We start from the raw sequence: 18,043 nt of genomic DNA on the forward strand, positions 1-18,043 counted from the left end.
TCAATCATCTTTCAGCCTTATTCGATGATTGAGCCGCGAATAAACGCTACTCTGTCTTCGACTGACATTTTGGGCACTTCGATCAATTGATAACCAAATTTGTGATAAGCGCTGGCCATCTGTTGATACGTAGCCACCGCTTCAGAAAAATCTTGCTTTCGCTCTTCGTCGTTGCTGAATATCGATGCCCAAGGTGGAAAAAGGAATACTTGAGAATGATAACGAAGCATCTGGCAATGCGTGATGAGCTCATGCGAGATTGGAAGTTGTTCCAACTTACTGTAGCCATATACGTCCACAATACTGCGATCAAAAAACACGTCCCCTTGGTGGGCATTGAAAGCTCGGTAATTACTCACTTCTGCCTTCATCATTTCGTCTCGAAAAGCTTGTTTGTCATTCCAAGGTAATGCTGAACCGTGATTGGCAACCTGCGTTTGTATTACTTGACGGCCGGTTTCTGGCGCGCAGATAAAGCCTTGTGTTTTTAGTTGTTCGATAACCGAGGTTTTTCCTGCACCGGGGCCACCAGTGAATACGATGAGTTTGTTCAAAATCTTTTCCTTATTTTTTTGTTTGAGTGAAGTAATGCGTGTACAGCCAAGAAAATTGGCATCATTTGGCGTTTGAAATTGGCATGGCATTTGGTACGCCAGCGTTAAGCGAGATCGTTAGTGGAAAGTTTTGGGGTAGAAATGAGCAGTGGAAAATATTGATGAAATGAAAGCTTAAACGGCGTGTTCAGCGTTTATGAAAAACGGAGGAATTTTGAGCGAACCAAACTTGCCCAAAATATTGAGTTGAGAAATGAAGAGATTGGATCATTAGGTTAACGCGTCAATTGGCTTTCTATATCAAGAAAATGGCACCTAAGCCTAAGAACGCAAAGAAACCGACGACATCGGTAACGGTCGTCAATACTACCGAGCCAGCCACGGCGGGGTCAATGTTAAACTTCTTCAACGTGAATGGTATCAACGTCCCCGATGCCGCGGCCGCCAAACTATTGAGGAAAATTGCACAACAGATAATAAGCGCCAATGGCCAAGAGTCAAACACCATGTAGACGACACCCGCGATGACTAATCCCATGATCAAGCCATTAATGGTGGCGATTTTTAATTCCTTATTCACCAATAGCTTCAAGTTACTTTGGTGCAAGTGGTTCAATGCGATACCCCGAATGGCCACCGCTAAGGTTTGGCTACCTGCGATGCCGCCCATACTCGCCACAACGGGCATTAAGATAGCAAGCGCAACGACTTGCTCGACCACATTATCAAAAAGCCCAATGATGGCGGAGGCTACGAAAGCGGTCAGCAAGTTAATCACCAACCAAAGTGCTCTTAGCCTTGTAGCCACGCTTAATGGTGTAAACAAATCTTCTTCGCTTCGTACGTTTTCTGCCACTACAGCTTGTAGGCTGAGTTCACGCAAGGTAATCGCGATGGTCGCCATCGACAAGACGCCCATAATTTTGCCACCAGCCATGATAGGAAACCAATGTGCTCCACCATCAATCGAGACTTGTTTGCTGACGCTTTGAATCGTTTGAATATCTTCTAGAATTGGCGTAACTACGGTCAAGTCGGTAAGTTTGATATGATTTTCGTGCAGCAACAGGGTTTGCGGCTCTATCGTACCAATCACACCACTTGCATCACGCACAATAATCAACCGCACTGGACTTTGCCCACGTTTTAGCAGCTCGGTTTTGATGCCTCCTACGCTGTTTTTAGGGTTTGCGACCAGAAAGTGAGGCTCGGCATAACGTCCAACTTTGTTGTCTTCATACGACAATGCTTGTTGGATATGCGCGACAGACTCTTCACTTTGATCAATAAGGTATTCATCTACAAATTCGGTCGGTAGAAAGTCCGCAAAGATGATCAGTTCTGAATCCGTTATGTACGCCAAGCGTTCATGTTGTAAGTCTTTATTGAGTGATTGATGAATGTGCTTGGCGGTGTCGTATCGGAGCAAATTTAATACCGTCCAATACTTCTCAGGCGGCACTGCTTCTATGACACGCTTACGGTAAGCAATGTTGACCGATTCCAAAATGTTCGCAATCTGTGCTTCTTGATAGTCTTTCAAAAAGCTCAAGTCTTCGGTCGATTCTATCGCTTTAATGATCTCAGCAAGCAAATGTGGCACTTTGCGGTTAATTTGCAATTGGTTGGAATCTATCATTACTTTTACCTATAGCTTTCACTACCACATTCGCCGCATTGACGATATGTGCTATCCGAAGGCATGAATTCTTGATGTTAAAATTCTAGGCGATAGTTGACTTAATTGCGGAATTTATATTTCGCTCGCAGAAACAAAACGCCTCTGCATCAGTTCATGGTATAGACTTGAATGTGTGTCAGGCTCATTCGCCTTGTTTGATAATGGAGTAATCAATGGCACCTGTATTTTTTCTGACTCAGCAGGCCGCCTTACCAAGTCGTAAGGTGCTTCGCAAAGTGATTCAATTTTCGACAGCGTTGGCTCAGCCTATTGTGGTTTTAGTGGAAGACCATCGCCGAAGTGAAGATCACGCATTCGCTCATTTTCTCAGTTTCAACTCTGACCATATAAAAAAAAGACAAGCTGAGTTTGAAGCTTGGACCTTAAAGTTCAACGCATTAATTGTCGAACTTTGTGAAGAAGAAGAGCTTGAAACACCAACGCTCTCTTACGAGCATTTCAAAGGGAGCCATTGGGTTGAGCAAGTTGCGAAACGACTTGTTGACCACACTGACTTACTGCTCGTGGGACACTTTAACAAACACGAGATTCAAACGATGCTCACAGAACTAGCACAACAAGATTGCGACTTGTTGCTACTGAGTGAGCGGTCATGGCCTTCTCACGCCAACATGCTTTGTGCAATCGACCCACTTCATCGAGGGGATGAAAAGTCGATAGTAGATAAAGCCATCGTCTCGCGAGGCTCAAAATTAGAACAAACCTTAAGCGGGAAAATGACGCTCGTTTACTGCCGATACGTCGCACCATACCTCTCTCGCTATCGTGCAGAGATATTAAGCAATCAAAAAGCAGGCATTACAGATTTTATTAGTGCGCAAAAGTTAACGCGAGTTCCATTACTATTACCGGAAGGAAACCCTGAAACGGCGTTACCAAAAGCAGTTAAGCAATCACAAGCAGCGATTTTGATTATGGGGGCATGTAAACGAAGCATGTCATCTCAATTTTGGTCTGGCAGCACTGTAGACACGTTACTTGATCAACCACCTTGTGACCTACTGTTGGTCAACAGTTCCAAGGGCTGACTAGGTATTCCCTATTAACCAACCCTTTCAATACCAAGCGCAGTTATTGGCTCTTTACATCTTCTAACTGCGCGGCTTCATGCTCTGCGTTCAAGGCTTGTTTCTGCTGCTGTTTTATCTCATCCCAACTGCGTCCCGACTCAATCGCAGATACACGCTGATCGTATTTGTTGCAGGCTCTTTCGAGTACTTTCTCAGGATCTATACCCTTTTCTCGTTCCAGCGCTTTTAATACGTTAAGATAGTTCCACAACACATCGCCTAACTCGTCTTCCAAATGACAAAGGCGATCCTCACGAATCTCTTCGCGGACTTCATCAACTTCTTTGCCAATGGCCTCCAGATAAGTCTCTACGCCTTTAAACCAAGTGTTGGTTTGGTCATATTGAGATTTTCTCGTCGCAATTGCATACAGCTCATCAAATTTCTTCATTGCCTCTCCGTAGAACACGTTTTTATTTATGCCTTTTTAGGACGAATAAACTTCCCTTTAGCCGTCACTCTAACTTCGCTTTCGACCCGCAATTGAGCCACCAGTTGATATATACCGCGTCGTTCACCTTCACAGTGTGCAGTAATCGTGACTCGATCATCTAACTGAATAGGTGCATGGTAGCGCACATCCAACTGCGCCGTAAGGGCTTGAATGTCTCTAGATAACAAACAATGCGTCATTGCACCATCGAGAAGCGAACTGGCAATACCACCATGCAACAGGTCTGTATAACCTTGATGACGCGGTAAAACGTGAAACTCTCCGACAACAGAACCATCGGCTAGGTATTGGTAGTTCACGGCCAAAGAGTTCGGATTCACATTAATTGAAGAACAAACCGCACATTGATGATGAGATTCGTGAGTGTAATGACAATAGCTGTTTGTGGACATGATAGTTACTCGGTTTCTCAAAAGAGTAATTAGCATATGCCAACAATTAAAAAGAAACGGCGAGTAATCTTTGTTTGCATGTTGCAGGGCCAGCAACCTCGCTTTTCATAACACTAAGTAATCATTTTAATAATTAACGATAATTTCCAGTTTATTTAGAGTGGCGATATGGTTTGCATAGTGATTACGCAACGTTATGAAAAGGCGACTTATGAAGTTTCTCCACACGATGATCCGTGTAGCTGACCTAGACAAATCTATCGAATTTTATACAAAAGTTCTGGGAATGAGTGTTTTGGATCGTTTTGAAAACCAAGAATACCGTTACTCACTGGTGTTTGTTGGTAGCCCTGATCAACCAGATGGCGCGACCATCGAGCTAACTTATAACTGGGATACCGGCAGTTACGACTTAGGTAACGCATTCGGGCACATAGCGCTTGGGTGTGAAGACATTTACGCAGCTTGCGAAAAAATCAAAGCGCTTGGTGGTAACGTCACTCGCGAACCCGGTCCAATGAAAGGTGGAGAAACACACATCGCCTTCATTAAAGATCCCGACGGCTACCCAATCGAACTGATTCAAACTAAACAATAACGAGGTTTCCTATGACAGACGCATTATTTCAACCGATTCAACTTGGCTCTCTCTCATTAAAAAACCGCATCGTCATGCCTCCGATGACGCGCTCTCGAGCCTCTCAACCGGGTAATGTTGCCAACGACATGATGGCCACCTACTACGCTCAACGCGCCGAAGCGGGATTAATCGTTGCTGAAGGCACGCAAATTTCACCAATGGGTCAAGGCTACGCGTGGACACCGGGTATTTATAGCCCAGAACAAATTGCTGGCTGGAAAAAAGTAACTGATGCAGTGCACGAGAAAGGCGGCGTTATCTTCGCGCAATTATGGCACGTTGGTCGTGTGACTCATCCTGACAACATCGGCGGCGAGCAACCTATTTCTTCTTCTGCGCTCAAAGCAGAAAACGTGAAAGTATTTATCGACAATGGCACTGACGAACCTGGCTTTGTCGACGTGGTTGAGCCACGTGAAATGACCAAGCAAGACATCAAGAATGTTATTGAAGAATACCGCCAAGCCGCATTAAACGCGATAAAAGCTGGGTTTGATGGTGTCGAACTTCACGCAGCAAATGGCTACTTGGTTAACCAGTTTATCGATTCTGAAGCGAACAACCGCACTGATGAATACGGCGGCTCAATTGAAAACCGTCTGCGTTTTCTTGGTGAAGTGGTCGAAGCAATGACGCAAGCCATTGGCGCAGAGCGTGTTGGTGTTCGTCTTGCACCATTCACTTCGTTAAACGGCACCGTTGATAGCACACCTGTCAACACCTACACCGCTGCTGCTGCGCTGCTTGATAAACTCAATGTGGTTTACATTCACATTGCAGAAGTGGATTGGGACGACGCACCAGACACTCCGCACGACTTTAAAACCGCAGTTCGTGAGGCGTATAAAGGCAAACTGATCTATGCCGGTCGTTACAACGCAGAAAAGGCGCAACACGCGATTGAAAGTGGTTTAGCCGACATGATCGGTTTTGGTCGTCCGTTTGTTGCAAACCCAGACTTACCAAGCCGCATCAAGCACGGCTATCCGCTGGCAGAACATGACCCTACGACATTGTTCGGCGGCAATGAAAAAGGCTTAGTGGACTACCCTGCGTATCACGCGGGTTAATTCATCTGCGTAAAGCTGATTCGCAACTCGCGACAAACCAACAGCTAACCCAAAAGAACCTTGCTCTTCCCCCTGTGACGCCAAGATGCAGGGTTCTTTTTTAGGCAAGCCACCAAGAATTAACGTCTTTGACAAGATGTACAACCTCGACACGCAGAGCGCGTCGTTTTACTTAGTAAACTGCGTTGTACTTTACAGTAGGCGTTTTTCAGTGCGCGGCGGCCTGAAAACCAATCATCCGGTTTAGTGAGGATTAAGTAGCCGTTAAACCTCTTAACCAACTCGGTTCGATTGTTTTCGATAAATCGGCTATCAAACTCGATTTCGAAGTAATCCAACGCTTCTTCGATACAAGTAAAGCTGGCAATTTTTTCCTGAATCGTATTCTCTGTCATTGTTTCTTTAGCGTTATCATTTTCAATGAAGTCTAAGAGCCTCGCGCTTTACGTTCTTTGATTTAGCGCTTCTTAACATCACTCTTTCTGGGATTTCCATATTGAAATTCAATTTGGGAATTCGTTATTTCCCCCAGCCTTTTCATTTTGACAATCAATTTAAGGTACTGATTTAAAGCAATATTATTTCTGGTTCATATTTTGCTCTACTTCGTTAAACGGAATGTTGGAGGGACACAATATGACTTACAGAGCGGAAGTAGACGGATTAAGGGCGATTGCTGTCACGTTAGTGATTTTGTTTCATGCAGGAGTTGAGCAATTCGCTGGTGGCTTTATTGGCGTCGACGTATTTTTTGTTATCAGCGGCTATTTGATCACCACTATCGTGATTAACGATTTGGAAAACCAGAAGTTCAGCCTCGGTGATTTTTATGAGCGACGCATTCGCCGCATACTTCCCCTGCTACTGGTGGTGATTGCCGTCAGCTATTTGATGTCTTGGTGGCTATTTTTGCCACAAGCACACAAAGACGTTGGTCAGTTCGCAGTGTCTTCTATTCTTTCTTCATCCAACATTCTTCTGTATTTAAAAGGCCACAATTACTTCGGTTTAGAAGATCAAGCCAATCCGCTATTTCACACCTGGAGCTTGGGCGTTGAAGAACAATACTACATTGTCATTCCTTTGCTACTCATGCTACTCGCTCGTGGCAAAAACGCGTTTTACCTGACTTTTTTCATCGCGGTATTTGCGCTGAGTTTGATGACTATTGTTTATGCGAGCAACGATCCTGATTTCGCCTTCTACATGATCTTCTCTCGTGCTTGGGAGCTGGCAACCGGTTCATTACTCGCATTAGTAATGAGAAAAGCTCAAGTTCGTTCCAACGATACGCTGGCAACCATTGGCATCGTTTTGATATTGGCCTCTGCACTTTTGTTTGAAAAATCGCAAGATGGCGCGGGTATCACTTTGCTGGTGCCAGTCATCGGTAGCGCGTTAGTGATTTTGTTTGCCTCTAAAGACAATGTCTGCGGTAAATTGCTGAGCCTAAAATGGGTCGTGTTCGTCGGCTTAATCAGCTACAGCTTGTACTTGTGGCATATTCCGCTATTTGTATTTTACCGCTACATGCTGGACGCAACTCAAGACGTCAATATCCCGATTTACATTGCCGCTCTTTTTGTACTGTCTTACTTCACTTGGCGCTTTATTGAAAAGCCGTTCCGCAGCCGAAAAGCCACGAGCATGCGCACTGTGTCTGCGGTTGTTGTGGTGTTGACGTTACCCTTGCTGACGTTCGGCGTTATTGGTCATCAAAACGGTGGTTTTCCAGAAAGAAGTGCATTTTTCGAGGCCATGCGCGTTAACAACGGTTACGGTTTAGATTGCAACGGCAACACCGACGTTAACGATGTGTGCTCGTCTGCGCCGCAGCCCACCATTGCTGTGTTAGGCAATAGTCACAGCATGGTTTACGTGAAGCGTCTGTCCGAAGTAACACCAACTGGCGTGGTGCAACTTACTCAAGATTCCTGTGCGGTCGGTTATGTCGACATCCTCGAAGCTGCTGGCTCAATTTCTTGCCGACAGTTCTTCAAACAGGCAGTCGATACCATTTTGCGTACCCCTTCTATTCGTCGCGTCGTTACCTCTTCCAACTTCAATAAAGAGCTTTCACAAGCAGATTATGAGGCATCATTAACTGGATTGTTGAATGAACTGGAAGGGAAAGAAGTGGTCGTTTTCGGCCCAACGCCTTCTGCACCGTTTGCGGTAGGAGAATGCCTTTGGAAAGCGCGTTTGTTTGGCGAGACGGAAGAGTCCGCATGCGATTTCTCTCCCAAGCGACATCACCCTCAAAACGTGGCGAAGTTAGTGAACTACTTTGATCAATTTGAGCACGTTGAGTTTGTCGACTTGACCGATGCCATTTGCAGAAATGGCGTATGTCGAATGAAAGTTGGTGCGAACAACGCCATGTATACCGATGACAGCCATTTATCTTACAAAGGTGCTGAGTTGGTGCTTGGGCATTACCACAACAGTACGAATGAAGCTCAACAGTTCACTTACGACCGACAATAACCAAGGAATTAGCTTTATGCTTCAGCGCTTATCTCAGGTAAGCGCTGAATATTTTAAAGCAAGACAAAACCAACGCCTCTATTTGAAAATGCGCGGGTCAAACGCAAAATCAAGCTTTTCAGCTTTCTTGATGATCTCTTTCATTTTGGGATGATTTGGGTTCACCACGTAGTTTTTATCACGAGGTGAAATCGTTGAAGGCACTTGCAGCGCAGCAAACTCAGGGTGAGGATCATTGAGAAACTGGTCACCAATGTATTGCGTAGACTCGCTTGCCGGTATTGCTCGCCACGTCACTGGGAGATCTTCTTCATCTAAGGTGGCGATGAGGTATTCTGGCATTTCAATACGATATAAATCGTACAGTTTGGTGATGGCAGGATCGTTGTTTACGTGAACAAACACTTCCAATGAGCAAAGGGATTCCGATTCAGAGAAGTAGAGGGCTTCGGTTCCTTTTGAGTTCCATCGCCCTCCAAACAACTTTGCGCCAACGGGGCTGAATGGCGTGTCAGCAAATTTCTTTTGTGTGAGACGATAGAGCTTCATATTACGAGAATACCCCGTGCTCTAAACGGCCGATCAAATCTTTTACGATTTCAAAATCCACCGTGGTCGAGACCATATCAAGTGGACGTTTACCTCCTAAGCCATACACATTCTCTCTCATCCATGTTAACGCGCGCTCTTCGTCGTCAAACAGCTCTGTCGCGAGTTTCAATAACATCGCTAATCGATAGATTGCATCACTTTCTTGCGTATTGAAGCGTTCATCGTTTTTTAGACGACGCTTGACCGTGCTGACAGGTATCAATGTGACGTTTTGAAACTCACTCTGAGAAAGCTTCACACGCTCAACAATATTGCGATACACCTTTGGCTCAAAGCCTTTGTGAACCGCATCAGTGCGACCTGTTTCAGCGTCTTCAATACCCAACATAAACCAGAAATTGGCTTTATGAGGTTGTTTCGGTTTGAAGCTTTTTAATGCTGCAGTTGCCATATCAAGCTCCTATGGTTCATATGGTCCAGTTATTATGGTTCAAATGAGCTTAACTTTCAATCAAAGTAAAAAGATAGGTAAAGAAAAAGGCGAGCTTTTCGCCCGCCTCTCTTACTTATTCATCAACCCATCTACCGACGGGCATCGTTTCACTTATTGCAAGTCAAAACGATCCGCGTTCATGACTTTCGTCCATGCGGCGATGAAGTCATGGATGAATTTTTCCTGATTATCATCTTGCGCATACACTTCCGCATACGAACGCAGGATCGAGTTTGAACCAAAGACAAGATCCACACGGGTTGCCGTCCACTTCACAGCGTCGGTTTTACGATCACGGATTTCGTACTGATTAGCACTTACTGGTTGCCACGCATATGACATGTCAGTAAGGTTCACGAAGAAATCATTCGACAAAGTGCCGACTCGGTCAGTAAATACGCCCTCTTTTCCACCGCCGTAGTTACTGCCTAGAACGCGCATACCACCGATAAGTACCGTCATTTCTGGCGCCGTTAGCCCCATAAGCTGAGCACGATCTAATAAAAGCTCTTCTGGCTTAACCACGTAGTCTTTCTTCAACCAATTTCGGAAACCGTCAGCAACAGGCTCAAGTACTTCGAATGATTCAACATCCGTCATCTCTTGGGTGGCATCACCTCGGCCTGGCGCGAATGGCACAGATACATCATGACCTGCGGCACGCGCAGCCAGTTCAATACCTACGTTACCAGCAAGCACGATAGCATCTGCAACACTACAGCCCTCTTCTGCTGCTATTTTTTCTAACACCGCAAGAACACGGCTTAGACGTTCAGGTTCGTTCCCTTGCCAATCTTTTTGCGGAGCCAAGCGAATTCTCGCGCCATTTGCACCGCCTCGGCGGTCAGAGCCACGGTAAGTACGCGCACTATCCCACGCCGTACTTACTAACTCACTAATGGATAGGCCACTTGCTTCGATTTTTGTTTTTACTAAATCAACATCGTAGTCTGTCTTACCTGCGGGCGTTGGGTCTTGCCAAATAAGATCTTCGCTTGGCACATCAGGGCCGAAATAACATGATTTTGGTCCTAGATCGCGGTGTGTCAACTTAAACCAGGCACGAGCAAAAACGTCATCAAAGTACGCAGGGTCATTTTGGAACTTTTCTGCAATCTTACGATATTCAGGGTCCATTTTGAGCGCCATATCGGCGTCGGTCATGATTGGATTGTAGCGCTTAGAACCATCTTCAACATCGACAGGCTTGTCTTGTTCTTCAATGTCGATTGGCTCCCATTGCCATGCGCCGGCTGGGCTCTTTTTCAGTTCCCAGTCATACTTAAATAGTAGGTGGAAGTATCCGTAATCCCATTGTGTAGGGTGTGTTGTCCAAGCACCTTCAATACCACTCGTTACCGTGTCACGGCCAATACCACGTGTTTTGTGATTAATCCAGCCAAGACCTTGCTCATGAACGTCTGCTGCTTCGGGCTCTGGGCCAAGGTTTGCGGCATCACCATTACCATGACACTTACCCACCGTGTGACCACCAGCTGTGAGCGCGACGGTTTCTTCATCGTTCATTGCCATTCGCGCAAAGGTCACTCGCATGTCATGTGCTGTTTTGAGAGGATCTGGGTTACCGTCTACCCCTTCAGGGTTCACATAGATAAGACCCATCATTACCGCAGCAAGCGGGTTTTCTAAATCTCGCTCACCAGAGTAGCGGCTGTTATCAGCGTCACTTGTAGCTAACCATTCTTGCTCAGAGCCCCAGTAAGTGTCTTTTTCTGGGTGCCAAATGTCCTCTCGTCCAAACGCAAAGCCAAAGGTCTTAAAACCCATGGATTCGTACGCCATGTTACCGGCAAGGACAATCAGGTCTGCCCAACTTAGTTTGTTGCCATATTTTTTCTTGATTGGCCATAAAAGGCGTCGAGCCTTATCGAGGTTGGCGTTATCTGGCCAAGAGTTGAGAGGAGCAAAGCGTTGGTTGCCTGTAGCAGCACCGCCACGGCCATCCGCAATACGATAACTGCCCGCTGCATGCCATGCCATTCGGATCATTAAACCACCGTAGTGTCCCCAGTCGGCAGGCCACCAGTCTTGGCTATCAGTCATTAAATCTTTTAAATCTTTTTTAAGTGCTTCGACATCTAGCTTTTTCAGTTCTTCTTTGTAATTAAAGTCCTGACCAAATGGGTTGGTTTTGGAGTCGTGTTGATGCAGGATGTCTAAGTTCAAGGCATTCGGCCACCAATCCATCACCGACTTATCTGTAGATGTTTGCCCACCATGCATAACTGGACATTTACCTACCGAACCGCCGTTTGCTTTGCTCATATAATGCTCCTTCGTGTCGTGGTTGTGGTAACCACTCTTTGTTATTCAATAAATCGAATATCCACCTCAAACAGCGTAGTTCATACACTGTTTTTTTAGTTAACGCCAAGTCAAAATTTCAAACATTTCAGCGAATAAATAATTGTTATCAAACATGTACCTATATGCAGAAAATATGGATAGAGATCAGTTTAAGTCCATACCTGAATACTTAATCCCAGACAGCCTCGCCATGTTGTGATCCCAGGTCGCTAAATCATGATGACTAAATTCATTCAGAGCGTGATGACCACACGCCCTCGCCATGACTTTCATGAGCTCGACCGAGGATTCGAAGAAATTTTTCAGTTGCTGGGATGACTTTTCAACGTCGAGACGCTGCCTCAAATCGGCATTTTGTGTCGCAATGCCTGCCGGGCAATTATTGGTGTTGCAGATGCGAGCCGCGACACAACCGATCGATTGCATCGCACTGTTTGCTATCGCTACTCCGTCTGCTCCAAGTGCCAACGCTTTGACAAAATCCGTAGGAACTCGCAACCCACCGGTGATGATTAATGTGACACGGTCACTTACGCCTTTTTCATCTAAGTACTTACGTGCACGAGCTAATGCAGGGATGGTGGGTACACTAATATGATCACGGAACATAGTTGGCGCCGCACCCGTGCCACCACCGCGACCATCTAAGATGATATAATCAGCCCCAGCATCAAGCGCAAACTGGATGTCTTGCTCAATATGGTTGGCACTGAGTTTAAATCCAATTGGAATACCGCCTGTGATGCCACGAACTCTGTCAGCAAACTTTCTGAAATCGTGAGTAGTGTGAAGATCTTTGAACGTTGGTGGTGATATCGCTGGTTGTCCCTCGGGGATGCCTCTCACCTGAGAGATCTTACCTACATTTTTATTTGCAGGCAGATGACCACCCGTGCCCGTTTTTGCTCCTTGCCCGCCTTTGAAGTGAAACGCCTGAACATTAAGAAGCTTAGATTCGTCGTAGCCAAATTGAGCACTAGCAAGCTCATAGAAATACCGTGAATTGGCGGCTTGCTCTTCCGGTAACATGCCACCCTCACCAGAGCAAATCCCAGTCCCTGCCAACTCTGCACCTTTTGCTAGTGCAATTTTCGCCTCTTCAGAAAGTGCGCCAAAACTCATGTCCGACACCAACAAAGGAATGGCGAGTCTGAGCGGCTTACGCGCGTTTGGTCCCACAATCAACTCGGTAGACACAGGAACGTCTTCCAACAACGGTTGTGTCGCCATTTGCGCCACCATAATTTGTATAGCATCCCAATGTGGTAGCAAATGCCTAGGAACCCCCATTGCAGCCATCGGACCATGATGACCGAGTTTAGAGAGTCCTTCTCTCGCTAATTGGTGGATAAACTCGAGGGTTGGTTCTTCTTGAGTAGCAGACGCCGTTGGTTTGTCTCTTTTCTCTCGCTTTTGTTCCGGTCCCTCTTTACCGACTTGCTCTGCGGTAAATCGCTTGTGTGTACCATCACAAAAAGGAGCATTGGCGGTATGCTTACATTGGCAGAGATAGGCATCTTCGTCTTTTTCCGCACTAAAGCTCATTGGCTTTAAGCCGGTTCCCGAATGAGACCCATCGCAGTAAGGTTGTTTTTTAGAACGCCCACATCGGCAGAAGTAATATTCTTGCCCAGCTTTCAACTCTACTTTGAGCGGCTTGTTATCAGCGATGATTGGCTTGCTCATGTTGCCCCCTATTTATTATTGTTAACCATGCTTTCTCGCTGGCTTGCAATAAGCGTAGAACAGGAGCGTAAAGAGCGTCAGTGTCGCCGAGTAAAATGCGCGATTGTCGCCCGACTAACCTATACTTTTTATGGGTCTCATACACGTGGAGGCTATATGACGATTGCAACCCGATTAGATGAATATTTGACTGAGCATAACATTCACTTTCAAACCGTGAATCACAGCCACAGTCATAGCTCGCTACAAAGTGGTGTTGCAGCAGGTGTGCCTTTAATGAATATCGCAAAAGGTGTGATTCTAGAGGATCATGAAGGGCGTCATATGATGGCGGTCTTACCTGCCAACAACAAAATCAGTTTGTCGAGATTAAACGACGAATTTAATGCCACCTTCCACTTGGTGAAAGAGCGTATGGTTTACCGACTCTTCACCGATTGTGAACACGGCGCTATTCCACCGATTGGTAGCCCTTACCACATGTCGACAGTTTGCGATGAAAGACTAGCAAACTTGGAACATGTCTACCTTGAAGCTGGCGATCATGAAACTCTGATTAAGCTGGACCGAAAGGCGTTTAAAGAACTGATGAACGACTGTAGATATCTAAGATTCAGCAGTGAAGTTCTGCATTAAACTTGCCAAGATCTCTCGACACTTCCTGAACAAGGCTCTTTCAACAAGAGCCTTTCTTTGTTTTGTTGGTAGCACGCGATGGAAGTTTCTCGGACTTTGGTGCCCAGCGTTTCAGAGCATATAGAAACAAAAAACCGTCTATTCGGGCGGTTTTTTATCAATCAAATCATAATTATTATCGAACAAAGATCTTTTGGATCGCTTTTATCGCCATAGCCCTACGGCGCATTAATACGCTCGTTCTTGGCAACCATTTCGGTGTGTGAAGAATGGTTTTCGCATGACTAAAAGTTCTGAATCCTTCCTCTCCGTGATAATGCCCAATACCCGATTCACCAACGCCACCAAAAGGCGCATCTTCAGCGCCAACATGTAAAACCGTATCATTAACGCCGACGCCACCACTGTGGGTGTTGCGTACAATATGTTTGATAGTCGATTTGTCGTCCGACATAACATACAGCGCAAGTGGTCTTTGGTGCTGATTAATGTAGTCAATCGCTTCATCAACGGCATTGTAGGGCTTAACAGGTAGAAATGGCCCGAAGATCTCCTCTTGCATGATTCGCATATTCGGCGACACATCCGTGACCAAATGAGGATACAGAAGTCGTTCCTCTTGGGGCGACGCCTCAACAGTGTGAAGGTTAGCACCTTGCGCTTTTGCATCCTCAAGTAGCGCAGTCAAACGATCATATTGTCGTTGGTTGACAATATGGGTCAGCTTTTGATTCTTGTTGGATTTTAAATAGAGCTTTTCAAAACGTTTTAAGAATAGCGAAATGAACTCTTCGACACGTTCTTGCGGTACAAATGCGTAGTCAGGCGCGACACAAATCTGGCCTGCATTAATGCATTTACCAAACAAGATAGCATCAACGGCTTTCTTCATGTCTGCATCTTTTGCAATGATCACCGGGGACTTTCCACCCAACTCTAACGTCACCGGGGTAAGGTTTTCCGCTGCCGCTTTTGCCACTGCGCGACCAACACTCGTAGAACCCGTGAACAAAAGGTGATCGAATGGCAGTTGGCTGAATGCTTGTGCGACGTCTGCTTCACCCTCAAAAACTTCGACATACTCAGACAACCCACGGCAAATATCGACGATGACTTTATTGGTTTTTGGCGTAAATTCGCTGAGCTTCATCATCACGCGGTTGCCAGCAGCCAATGCTGTCACTAAAGGCGCAAGGCTCAAAATCACAGGAAAGTTCCAAGGTGAAATGATCCCGACGACACCTAACGGTTGATACTGAACGGTGACTTTAGAAGGTGCGAGCAATAAGCCGGATTCGCGCTTGCTGGGTTTGCACCATTTTTTTAGTCGTTTGAGGGTATAATTAATATGCGAGACCGTTGGCAAAACGTCGGTCATAGCGGTATCAAATTCTGAGCGATAGCCAAAATCGTCACTTAACGCTTCAACCAGCGCTTGTTTGTTCTCAAGCAGCGATTTTTTTAACAAAACGAGGCGCTGTTTACGTTCATCCAAACTAGGATAAGGCTCGGCTGCATATGCCGCTTTTAAGCGTTCGAGGCTTTGCTGTAACAAGTTATCTACTTCAACCTCTGTGATTGCGTTCATGATGCTTCTCCTAGCCTAGTTTCTACCAATGACGCCCCAAGTTAACACGAGCGCAACAATGTTACTATTGTAGCGCTCGTGAAGTTAGAGTTCGAACTCTGATTAAAATATCTCTAGGGTGGATACTACGTCAAACGTAGTTCATAAATGCCTAGTCGTTGAGAGCGGTCAAGCATATCGAACTCATGATCAACGTATTCTTTTAATGTGGCGCCTGCACGCTCAGCAATATTGATGCTAGCGATATTATCTTCCATACAATGGAACTGAATGAATTGTGCGTGCCCTTTCTTCTTCAAGAAAGGGATCAATACTGCGAGTACTTGATCAATCACACGATGGCCTCGCCCATTGTTAGCAAGCCAGTAGCCAATTTCAGTAACACGTGTATGTGAATCCACACCTTTAATGCCAATAACACCCGTAAGCTGCTCATCAAAATAAATTGCACACCAGTGGGAATCCAGCGCGTTACTGTTCACTCGCTGGGAAATGTAGTTCACGGCCTCTCGATGATTCGTGACAGAATCCGTCCAAGGTAGATAGCCCTCAAGGCTCTCTCGGTGAGTGTTCACAACCTCTAGTAAAGCGGACGCGTGTTTCGTATTGAGGGGCTCAATTGAGATCCTTTGCGAGACGGAAAAACGCTTCTGTAAGTGATTTCCTTGATACGTCTCTTGGCATGTGACTTCATCCATAGATGTTATTCCTTTTTATTGTGAACGCTCAGCGCAAATCCTAACGCTTCATTTTATGAGAACAAACCTCTCTATAAAAACTAATCAAAGCCGTTGCCGTTCATTTAGCCCTTTTGATCGATCAGCGTAAATGGCGTTAGTGATGCCACATCTACATAATGCTTCCATACATGTTCATAGAGGTGATGCTGATTGGCAAACGGAGCCAGCTGCTTAGCTTCTTCAAGTGTACACCAGCGATACTCTGTATGCTCTTCGTTAAGAACAACTGATTGGTTAGGCGGACAAAATAGCACAAAACATGGGATAACCATGATACGGTTATTTTTTGCTTCGTAGAACTGCTCTAGAAAGTCTGCTGTATGTAACTCAACTTGGTCAATTAGTGTCTCTTCTTTTAACTCTCTTAAAATGGTTTGCCACCCGGCTTCACCCGCTTCGATACCACCTGCAACATGGCACCAATAGCCACCTTTTACGCGTTTGAGTAACAGCATTTTTTCTATGCCATCAATTTTTGAAATGACAACGCCTGAAACATGCGTTGCTTTTATCGGGATCATGTAAGCTCCTTAAATATCGAGTTTTTATTGTTACGCTGAGAGAGGCAGATTAATTGCTACGTATTCTACTGTTTATTCATCTTGTCGACAGAAGTGTTTGAGTTTAGAGGATTTAATCGCTAACTAAGTATGCTAAAGTGAGATCTGTCGCAACAAATGAGCAGTAAAATGTCCAATTCATTCAACACTATGATTCCCATCGGTGTGCGCTTTATGGTGCTTTCCGCGTTCGGCTTTGCTCTGATGTCAGCTACAGTAAAGCACGTCGGCAACTACGGTATCCCCGTTTTTGAAATCGTTGCAGCAAGAGCGCTCGTTTCACTTATCATTAGTTATTTCGATGTAAAGCGAAAACGAATTTCTGTATGGGGCAATAATAAGCCATTACTATTTGCACGCGGTGCTGTGGGCACGATGGCTCTGATGTGTGTATATTATTCAGTGACCACCTTACCTTTGGCAGAAGCGACGATATTCCAGTATATTCATCCGGTATTTACTGCACTACTCGCCGTATTTTTCTTGAAAGAGCGCATCCAGCCGTCAACTTTCCTTTGTATTGCGTTGTGCTTACTCGGCATCTATATCATGGTAAGCCCAGAAACTGGGCAAGGCTCAGATAGCGCTTTACCAATGTTTAGCGTCATGATTGCGATCTTAGGCGCATTTGGTAGCTCAATTGCCTACGTCATTGTCAGAAAACTGAGTAAGACAGAAGACAGCTCAGTGATCATTTTCTATTTCCCGTTGGTTGCTCTCCCCGCTTCACTCTTACTGATTGGCGACGATTTTGTAATGCCCGATCTATATCTGACTTTCATGTTGGTTCTAGTTGGTGTCTTTACCCAAATTGGGCAATTGGGGTTAACCAAAGCGATGCAAACTCAACAAGCGGGTAAAGCCTCCGCTTATTCGTATATCCAGATCGTATTTTCTGTGTTGTTAGGCATCATTTTCTTTGGCGAGGTTCCGATCATTTGGACGTACGTCGGTGGCGGTCTGATTGTTACAGGCGCATTAATTAATGCGTTTGGTCATCACTTACGGTTACCTTTTATTAAGCGCAACGCTTGATATACCTACCCAGAACCGTAAACACGACATTTAGAAAAACAGCCAGAGTGACTCTG

Annotated in this window: 18 protein-coding genes; 6 read left to right on the forward strand and 12 right to left on the reverse strand. The window is 45.4% G+C overall.

Features of this window, described 5'->3' with window-relative positions; genetic code table 11:
• Nucleotides 1-17: 17 nt before the first annotated feature.
• Both R7Q47_RS06305 and R7Q47_RS06310 read right to left on the reverse strand, forming a co-directional pair.
• Nucleotides 18-554, reverse strand: coding sequence for an AAA family ATPase (locus R7Q47_RS06305; protein WP_318088714.1), 537 nt, complete (start codon nucleotides 552-554; stop codon nucleotides 18-20).
• Between the two features lie 295 nt (nucleotides 555-849).
• Nucleotides 850-2,193 carry a magnesium transporter gene (locus R7Q47_RS06310; RefSeq protein ID WP_033906508.1) on the reverse strand — a complete coding sequence of 448 codons (1,344 nt, stop codon included), beginning with the start codon at nucleotides 2,191-2,193 and terminating at the stop codon, nucleotides 850-852.
• A 215-nt stretch (nucleotides 2,194-2,408) separates the two neighbouring features.
• Between R7Q47_RS06310 and R7Q47_RS06315 the strand changes: the two genes are divergently transcribed.
• A complete protein-coding gene (locus R7Q47_RS06315) occupies nucleotides 2,409-3,284 on the forward strand; it encodes a universal stress protein (RefSeq protein WP_053349149.1) in 876 nt (291 codons plus the stop codon).
• 43 nt (nucleotides 3,285-3,327) lie between these two features.
• On the opposite strand, the gene R7Q47_RS06320 is transcribed toward R7Q47_RS06315, so the two are convergent.
• Both R7Q47_RS06320 and R7Q47_RS06325 read right to left on the reverse strand, forming a co-directional pair.
• Nucleotides 3,328-3,717, reverse strand: coding sequence for a MazG nucleotide pyrophosphohydrolase domain-containing protein (locus R7Q47_RS06320; RefSeq protein WP_005376487.1), 390 nt, complete (start codon nucleotides 3,715-3,717; stop codon nucleotides 3,328-3,330).
• A gap of 26 nt (nucleotides 3,718-3,743) precedes the next feature.
• A complete protein-coding gene (locus R7Q47_RS06325) occupies nucleotides 3,744-4,172 on the reverse strand; it encodes a PaaI family thioesterase (RefSeq protein ID WP_031781242.1) in 429 nt (142 codons plus the stop codon).
• Nucleotides 4,173-4,383: 211 nt separating this feature from the next.
• On the opposite strand from R7Q47_RS06325, the gene gloA reads away from it, so the two are divergent.
• Nucleotides 4,384-4,770, forward strand: a complete 387-nt coding sequence (gloA, locus tag R7Q47_RS06330; protein ID WP_318088716.1) for a lactoylglutathione lyase — start codon at nucleotides 4,384-4,386, stop codon at nucleotides 4,768-4,770.
• A gap of 11 nt (nucleotides 4,771-4,781) precedes the next feature.
• On the forward strand, nucleotides 4,782-5,882 hold the full coding sequence (locus R7Q47_RS06335) for an alkene reductase (RefSeq protein ID WP_045545997.1): 1,101 nt from the start codon (nucleotides 4,782-4,784) through the stop codon (nucleotides 5,880-5,882).
• A 119-nt stretch (nucleotides 5,883-6,001) separates the two neighbouring features.
• Here R7Q47_RS06335 and R7Q47_RS06340 read toward each other — a convergent pair whose 3' ends face one another.
• Nucleotides 6,002-6,277 carry a nitrogenase-stabilizing/protective protein NifW gene (locus tag R7Q47_RS06340; protein ID WP_005498697.1) on the reverse strand — a complete coding sequence of 92 codons (276 nt, stop codon included), beginning with the start codon at nucleotides 6,275-6,277 and terminating at the stop codon, nucleotides 6,002-6,004.
• A gap of 241 nt (nucleotides 6,278-6,518) precedes the next feature.
• On the opposite strand from R7Q47_RS06340, the gene R7Q47_RS06345 reads away from it, so the two are divergent.
• Nucleotides 6,519-8,369, forward strand: a complete 1,851-nt coding sequence (locus R7Q47_RS06345) for an acyltransferase family protein (RefSeq protein WP_318088724.1) — start codon at nucleotides 6,519-6,521, stop codon at nucleotides 8,367-8,369.
• Between the two features lie 78 nt (nucleotides 8,370-8,447).
• Here R7Q47_RS06345 and R7Q47_RS06350 read toward each other — a convergent pair whose 3' ends face one another.
• From R7Q47_RS06350 to R7Q47_RS06365, 4 genes are all read right to left on the reverse strand, one after another.
• A complete protein-coding gene (locus R7Q47_RS06350; protein WP_005376497.1) occupies nucleotides 8,448-8,918 on the reverse strand; it encodes an RES family NAD+ phosphorylase in 471 nt (156 codons plus the stop codon).
• Between the two features lies 1 nt (nucleotide 8,919).
• Entirely contained in the window at nucleotides 8,920-9,372 is a 453-nt protein-coding gene (locus tag R7Q47_RS06355; protein ID WP_054574610.1) for an antitoxin Xre/MbcA/ParS toxin-binding domain-containing protein, read from the reverse strand.
• A 153-nt stretch (nucleotides 9,373-9,525) separates the two neighbouring features.
• Nucleotides 9,526-11,700 carry a catalase/peroxidase HPI gene (katG, locus tag R7Q47_RS06360; protein ID WP_213969415.1) on the reverse strand — a complete coding sequence of 725 codons (2,175 nt, stop codon included), beginning with the start codon at nucleotides 11,698-11,700 and terminating at the stop codon, nucleotides 9,526-9,528.
• 186 nt (nucleotides 11,701-11,886) lie between these two features.
• A complete protein-coding gene (locus R7Q47_RS06365; protein ID WP_248486368.1) occupies nucleotides 11,887-13,428 on the reverse strand; it encodes a glutamate synthase-related protein in 1,542 nt (513 codons plus the stop codon).
• Nucleotides 13,429-13,584: 156 nt separating this feature from the next.
• Here R7Q47_RS06365 and R7Q47_RS06370 point away from each other — a divergent pair, with 156 nt between their 5' ends.
• Nucleotides 13,585-14,064, forward strand: a complete 480-nt coding sequence (locus R7Q47_RS06370) for an aminoacyl-tRNA deacylase (protein WP_005376501.1) — start codon at nucleotides 13,585-13,587, stop codon at nucleotides 14,062-14,064.
• Between the two features lie 175 nt (nucleotides 14,065-14,239).
• On the opposite strand, the gene R7Q47_RS06375 is transcribed toward R7Q47_RS06370, so the two are convergent.
• The 3 genes from R7Q47_RS06375 to R7Q47_RS06385 all read right to left on the reverse strand — a co-directional run bounded on the left by R7Q47_RS06375 (nucleotide 14,240) and on the right by R7Q47_RS06385 (nucleotide 16,913).
• Nucleotides 14,240-15,652 (reverse strand): coniferyl aldehyde dehydrogenase, encoded by a 1,413-nt coding sequence (locus R7Q47_RS06375; RefSeq protein ID WP_017820990.1) that lies wholly within the window; start codon nucleotides 15,650-15,652, stop codon nucleotides 14,240-14,242.
• Between the two features lie 125 nt (nucleotides 15,653-15,777).
• A complete protein-coding gene (locus R7Q47_RS06380; protein WP_017635338.1) occupies nucleotides 15,778-16,350 on the reverse strand; it encodes a GNAT family N-acetyltransferase in 573 nt (190 codons plus the stop codon).
• Between the two features lie 104 nt (nucleotides 16,351-16,454).
• The gene (locus R7Q47_RS06385) at nucleotides 16,455-16,913 is read right to left on the reverse strand and encodes an NUDIX hydrolase (protein ID WP_005376504.1); all 459 of its coding nucleotides are present in this window, start codon (nucleotides 16,911-16,913) and stop codon (nucleotides 16,455-16,457) included.
• Between the two features lie 168 nt (nucleotides 16,914-17,081).
• On the opposite strand from R7Q47_RS06385, the gene R7Q47_RS06390 reads away from it, so the two are divergent.
• On the forward strand, nucleotides 17,082-17,987 hold the full coding sequence (locus R7Q47_RS06390) for a DMT family transporter (protein WP_248486370.1): 906 nt from the start codon (nucleotides 17,082-17,084) through the stop codon (nucleotides 17,985-17,987).
• The last annotated feature ends 56 nt before the right edge of the window (nucleotides 17,988-18,043 follow it).

The organism is Vibrio sp. Vb0349 (assembly GCF_033338975.1).

Bases quoted from the DNA above. Each gene is read 5' to 3' on its own strand.
- R7Q47_RS06385 (WP_005376504.1), bottom strand. From the start codon at position 16,913: ATGATCCCGATAAAAGCAACGCATGTTTCAGGCGTTGTCATTTCAAAA.
- R7Q47_RS06380 (WP_017635338.1), bottom strand. From the start codon at position 16,350: ATGGATGAAGTCACATGCCAAGAGACGTATCAAGGAAATCACTTACAG.
- R7Q47_RS06310 (WP_033906508.1), bottom strand. From the start codon at position 2,193: ATGATAGATTCCAACCAATTGCAAATTAACCGCAAAGTGCCACATTTG.
- katG (WP_213969415.1), bottom strand. From the start codon at position 11,700: ATGAGCAAAGCAAACGGCGGTTCGGTAGGTAAATGTCCAGTTATGCAT.
- R7Q47_RS06325 (WP_031781242.1), bottom strand. From the start codon at position 4,172: ATGTCCACAAACAGCTATTGTCATTACACTCACGAATCTCATCATCAA.
- R7Q47_RS06350 (WP_005376497.1), bottom strand. From the start codon at position 8,918: ATGAAGCTCTATCGTCTCACACAAAAGAAATTTGCTGACACGCCATTC.
- R7Q47_RS06315 (WP_053349149.1), top strand. From the start codon at position 2,409: ATGGCACCTGTATTTTTTCTGACTCAGCAGGCCGCCTTACCAAGTCGT.
- gloA (WP_318088716.1), top strand. From the start codon at position 4,384: ATGAAGTTTCTCCACACGATGATCCGTGTAGCTGACCTAGACAAATCT.
- R7Q47_RS06335 (WP_045545997.1), top strand. From the start codon at position 4,782: ATGACAGACGCATTATTTCAACCGATTCAACTTGGCTCTCTCTCATTA.
- R7Q47_RS06320 (WP_005376487.1), bottom strand. From the start codon at position 3,717: ATGAAGAAATTTGATGAGCTGTATGCAATTGCGACGAGAAAATCTCAA.
- R7Q47_RS06370 (WP_005376501.1), top strand. From the start codon at position 13,585: ATGACGATTGCAACCCGATTAGATGAATATTTGACTGAGCATAACATT.
- R7Q47_RS06390 (WP_248486370.1), top strand. From the start codon at position 17,082: ATGTCCAATTCATTCAACACTATGATTCCCATCGGTGTGCGCTTTATG.
- R7Q47_RS06355 (WP_054574610.1), bottom strand. From the start codon at position 9,372: ATGGCAACTGCAGCATTAAAAAGCTTCAAACCGAAACAACCTCATAAA.
- R7Q47_RS06375 (WP_017820990.1), bottom strand. From the start codon at position 15,652: ATGAACGCAATCACAGAGGTTGAAGTAGATAACTTGTTACAGCAAAGC.
- R7Q47_RS06340 (WP_005498697.1), bottom strand. From the start codon at position 6,277: ATGACAGAGAATACGATTCAGGAAAAAATTGCCAGCTTTACTTGTATC.
- R7Q47_RS06365 (WP_248486368.1), bottom strand. From the start codon at position 13,428: ATGAGCAAGCCAATCATCGCTGATAACAAGCCGCTCAAAGTAGAGTTG.
- R7Q47_RS06345 (WP_318088724.1), top strand. From the start codon at position 6,519: ATGACTTACAGAGCGGAAGTAGACGGATTAAGGGCGATTGCTGTCACG.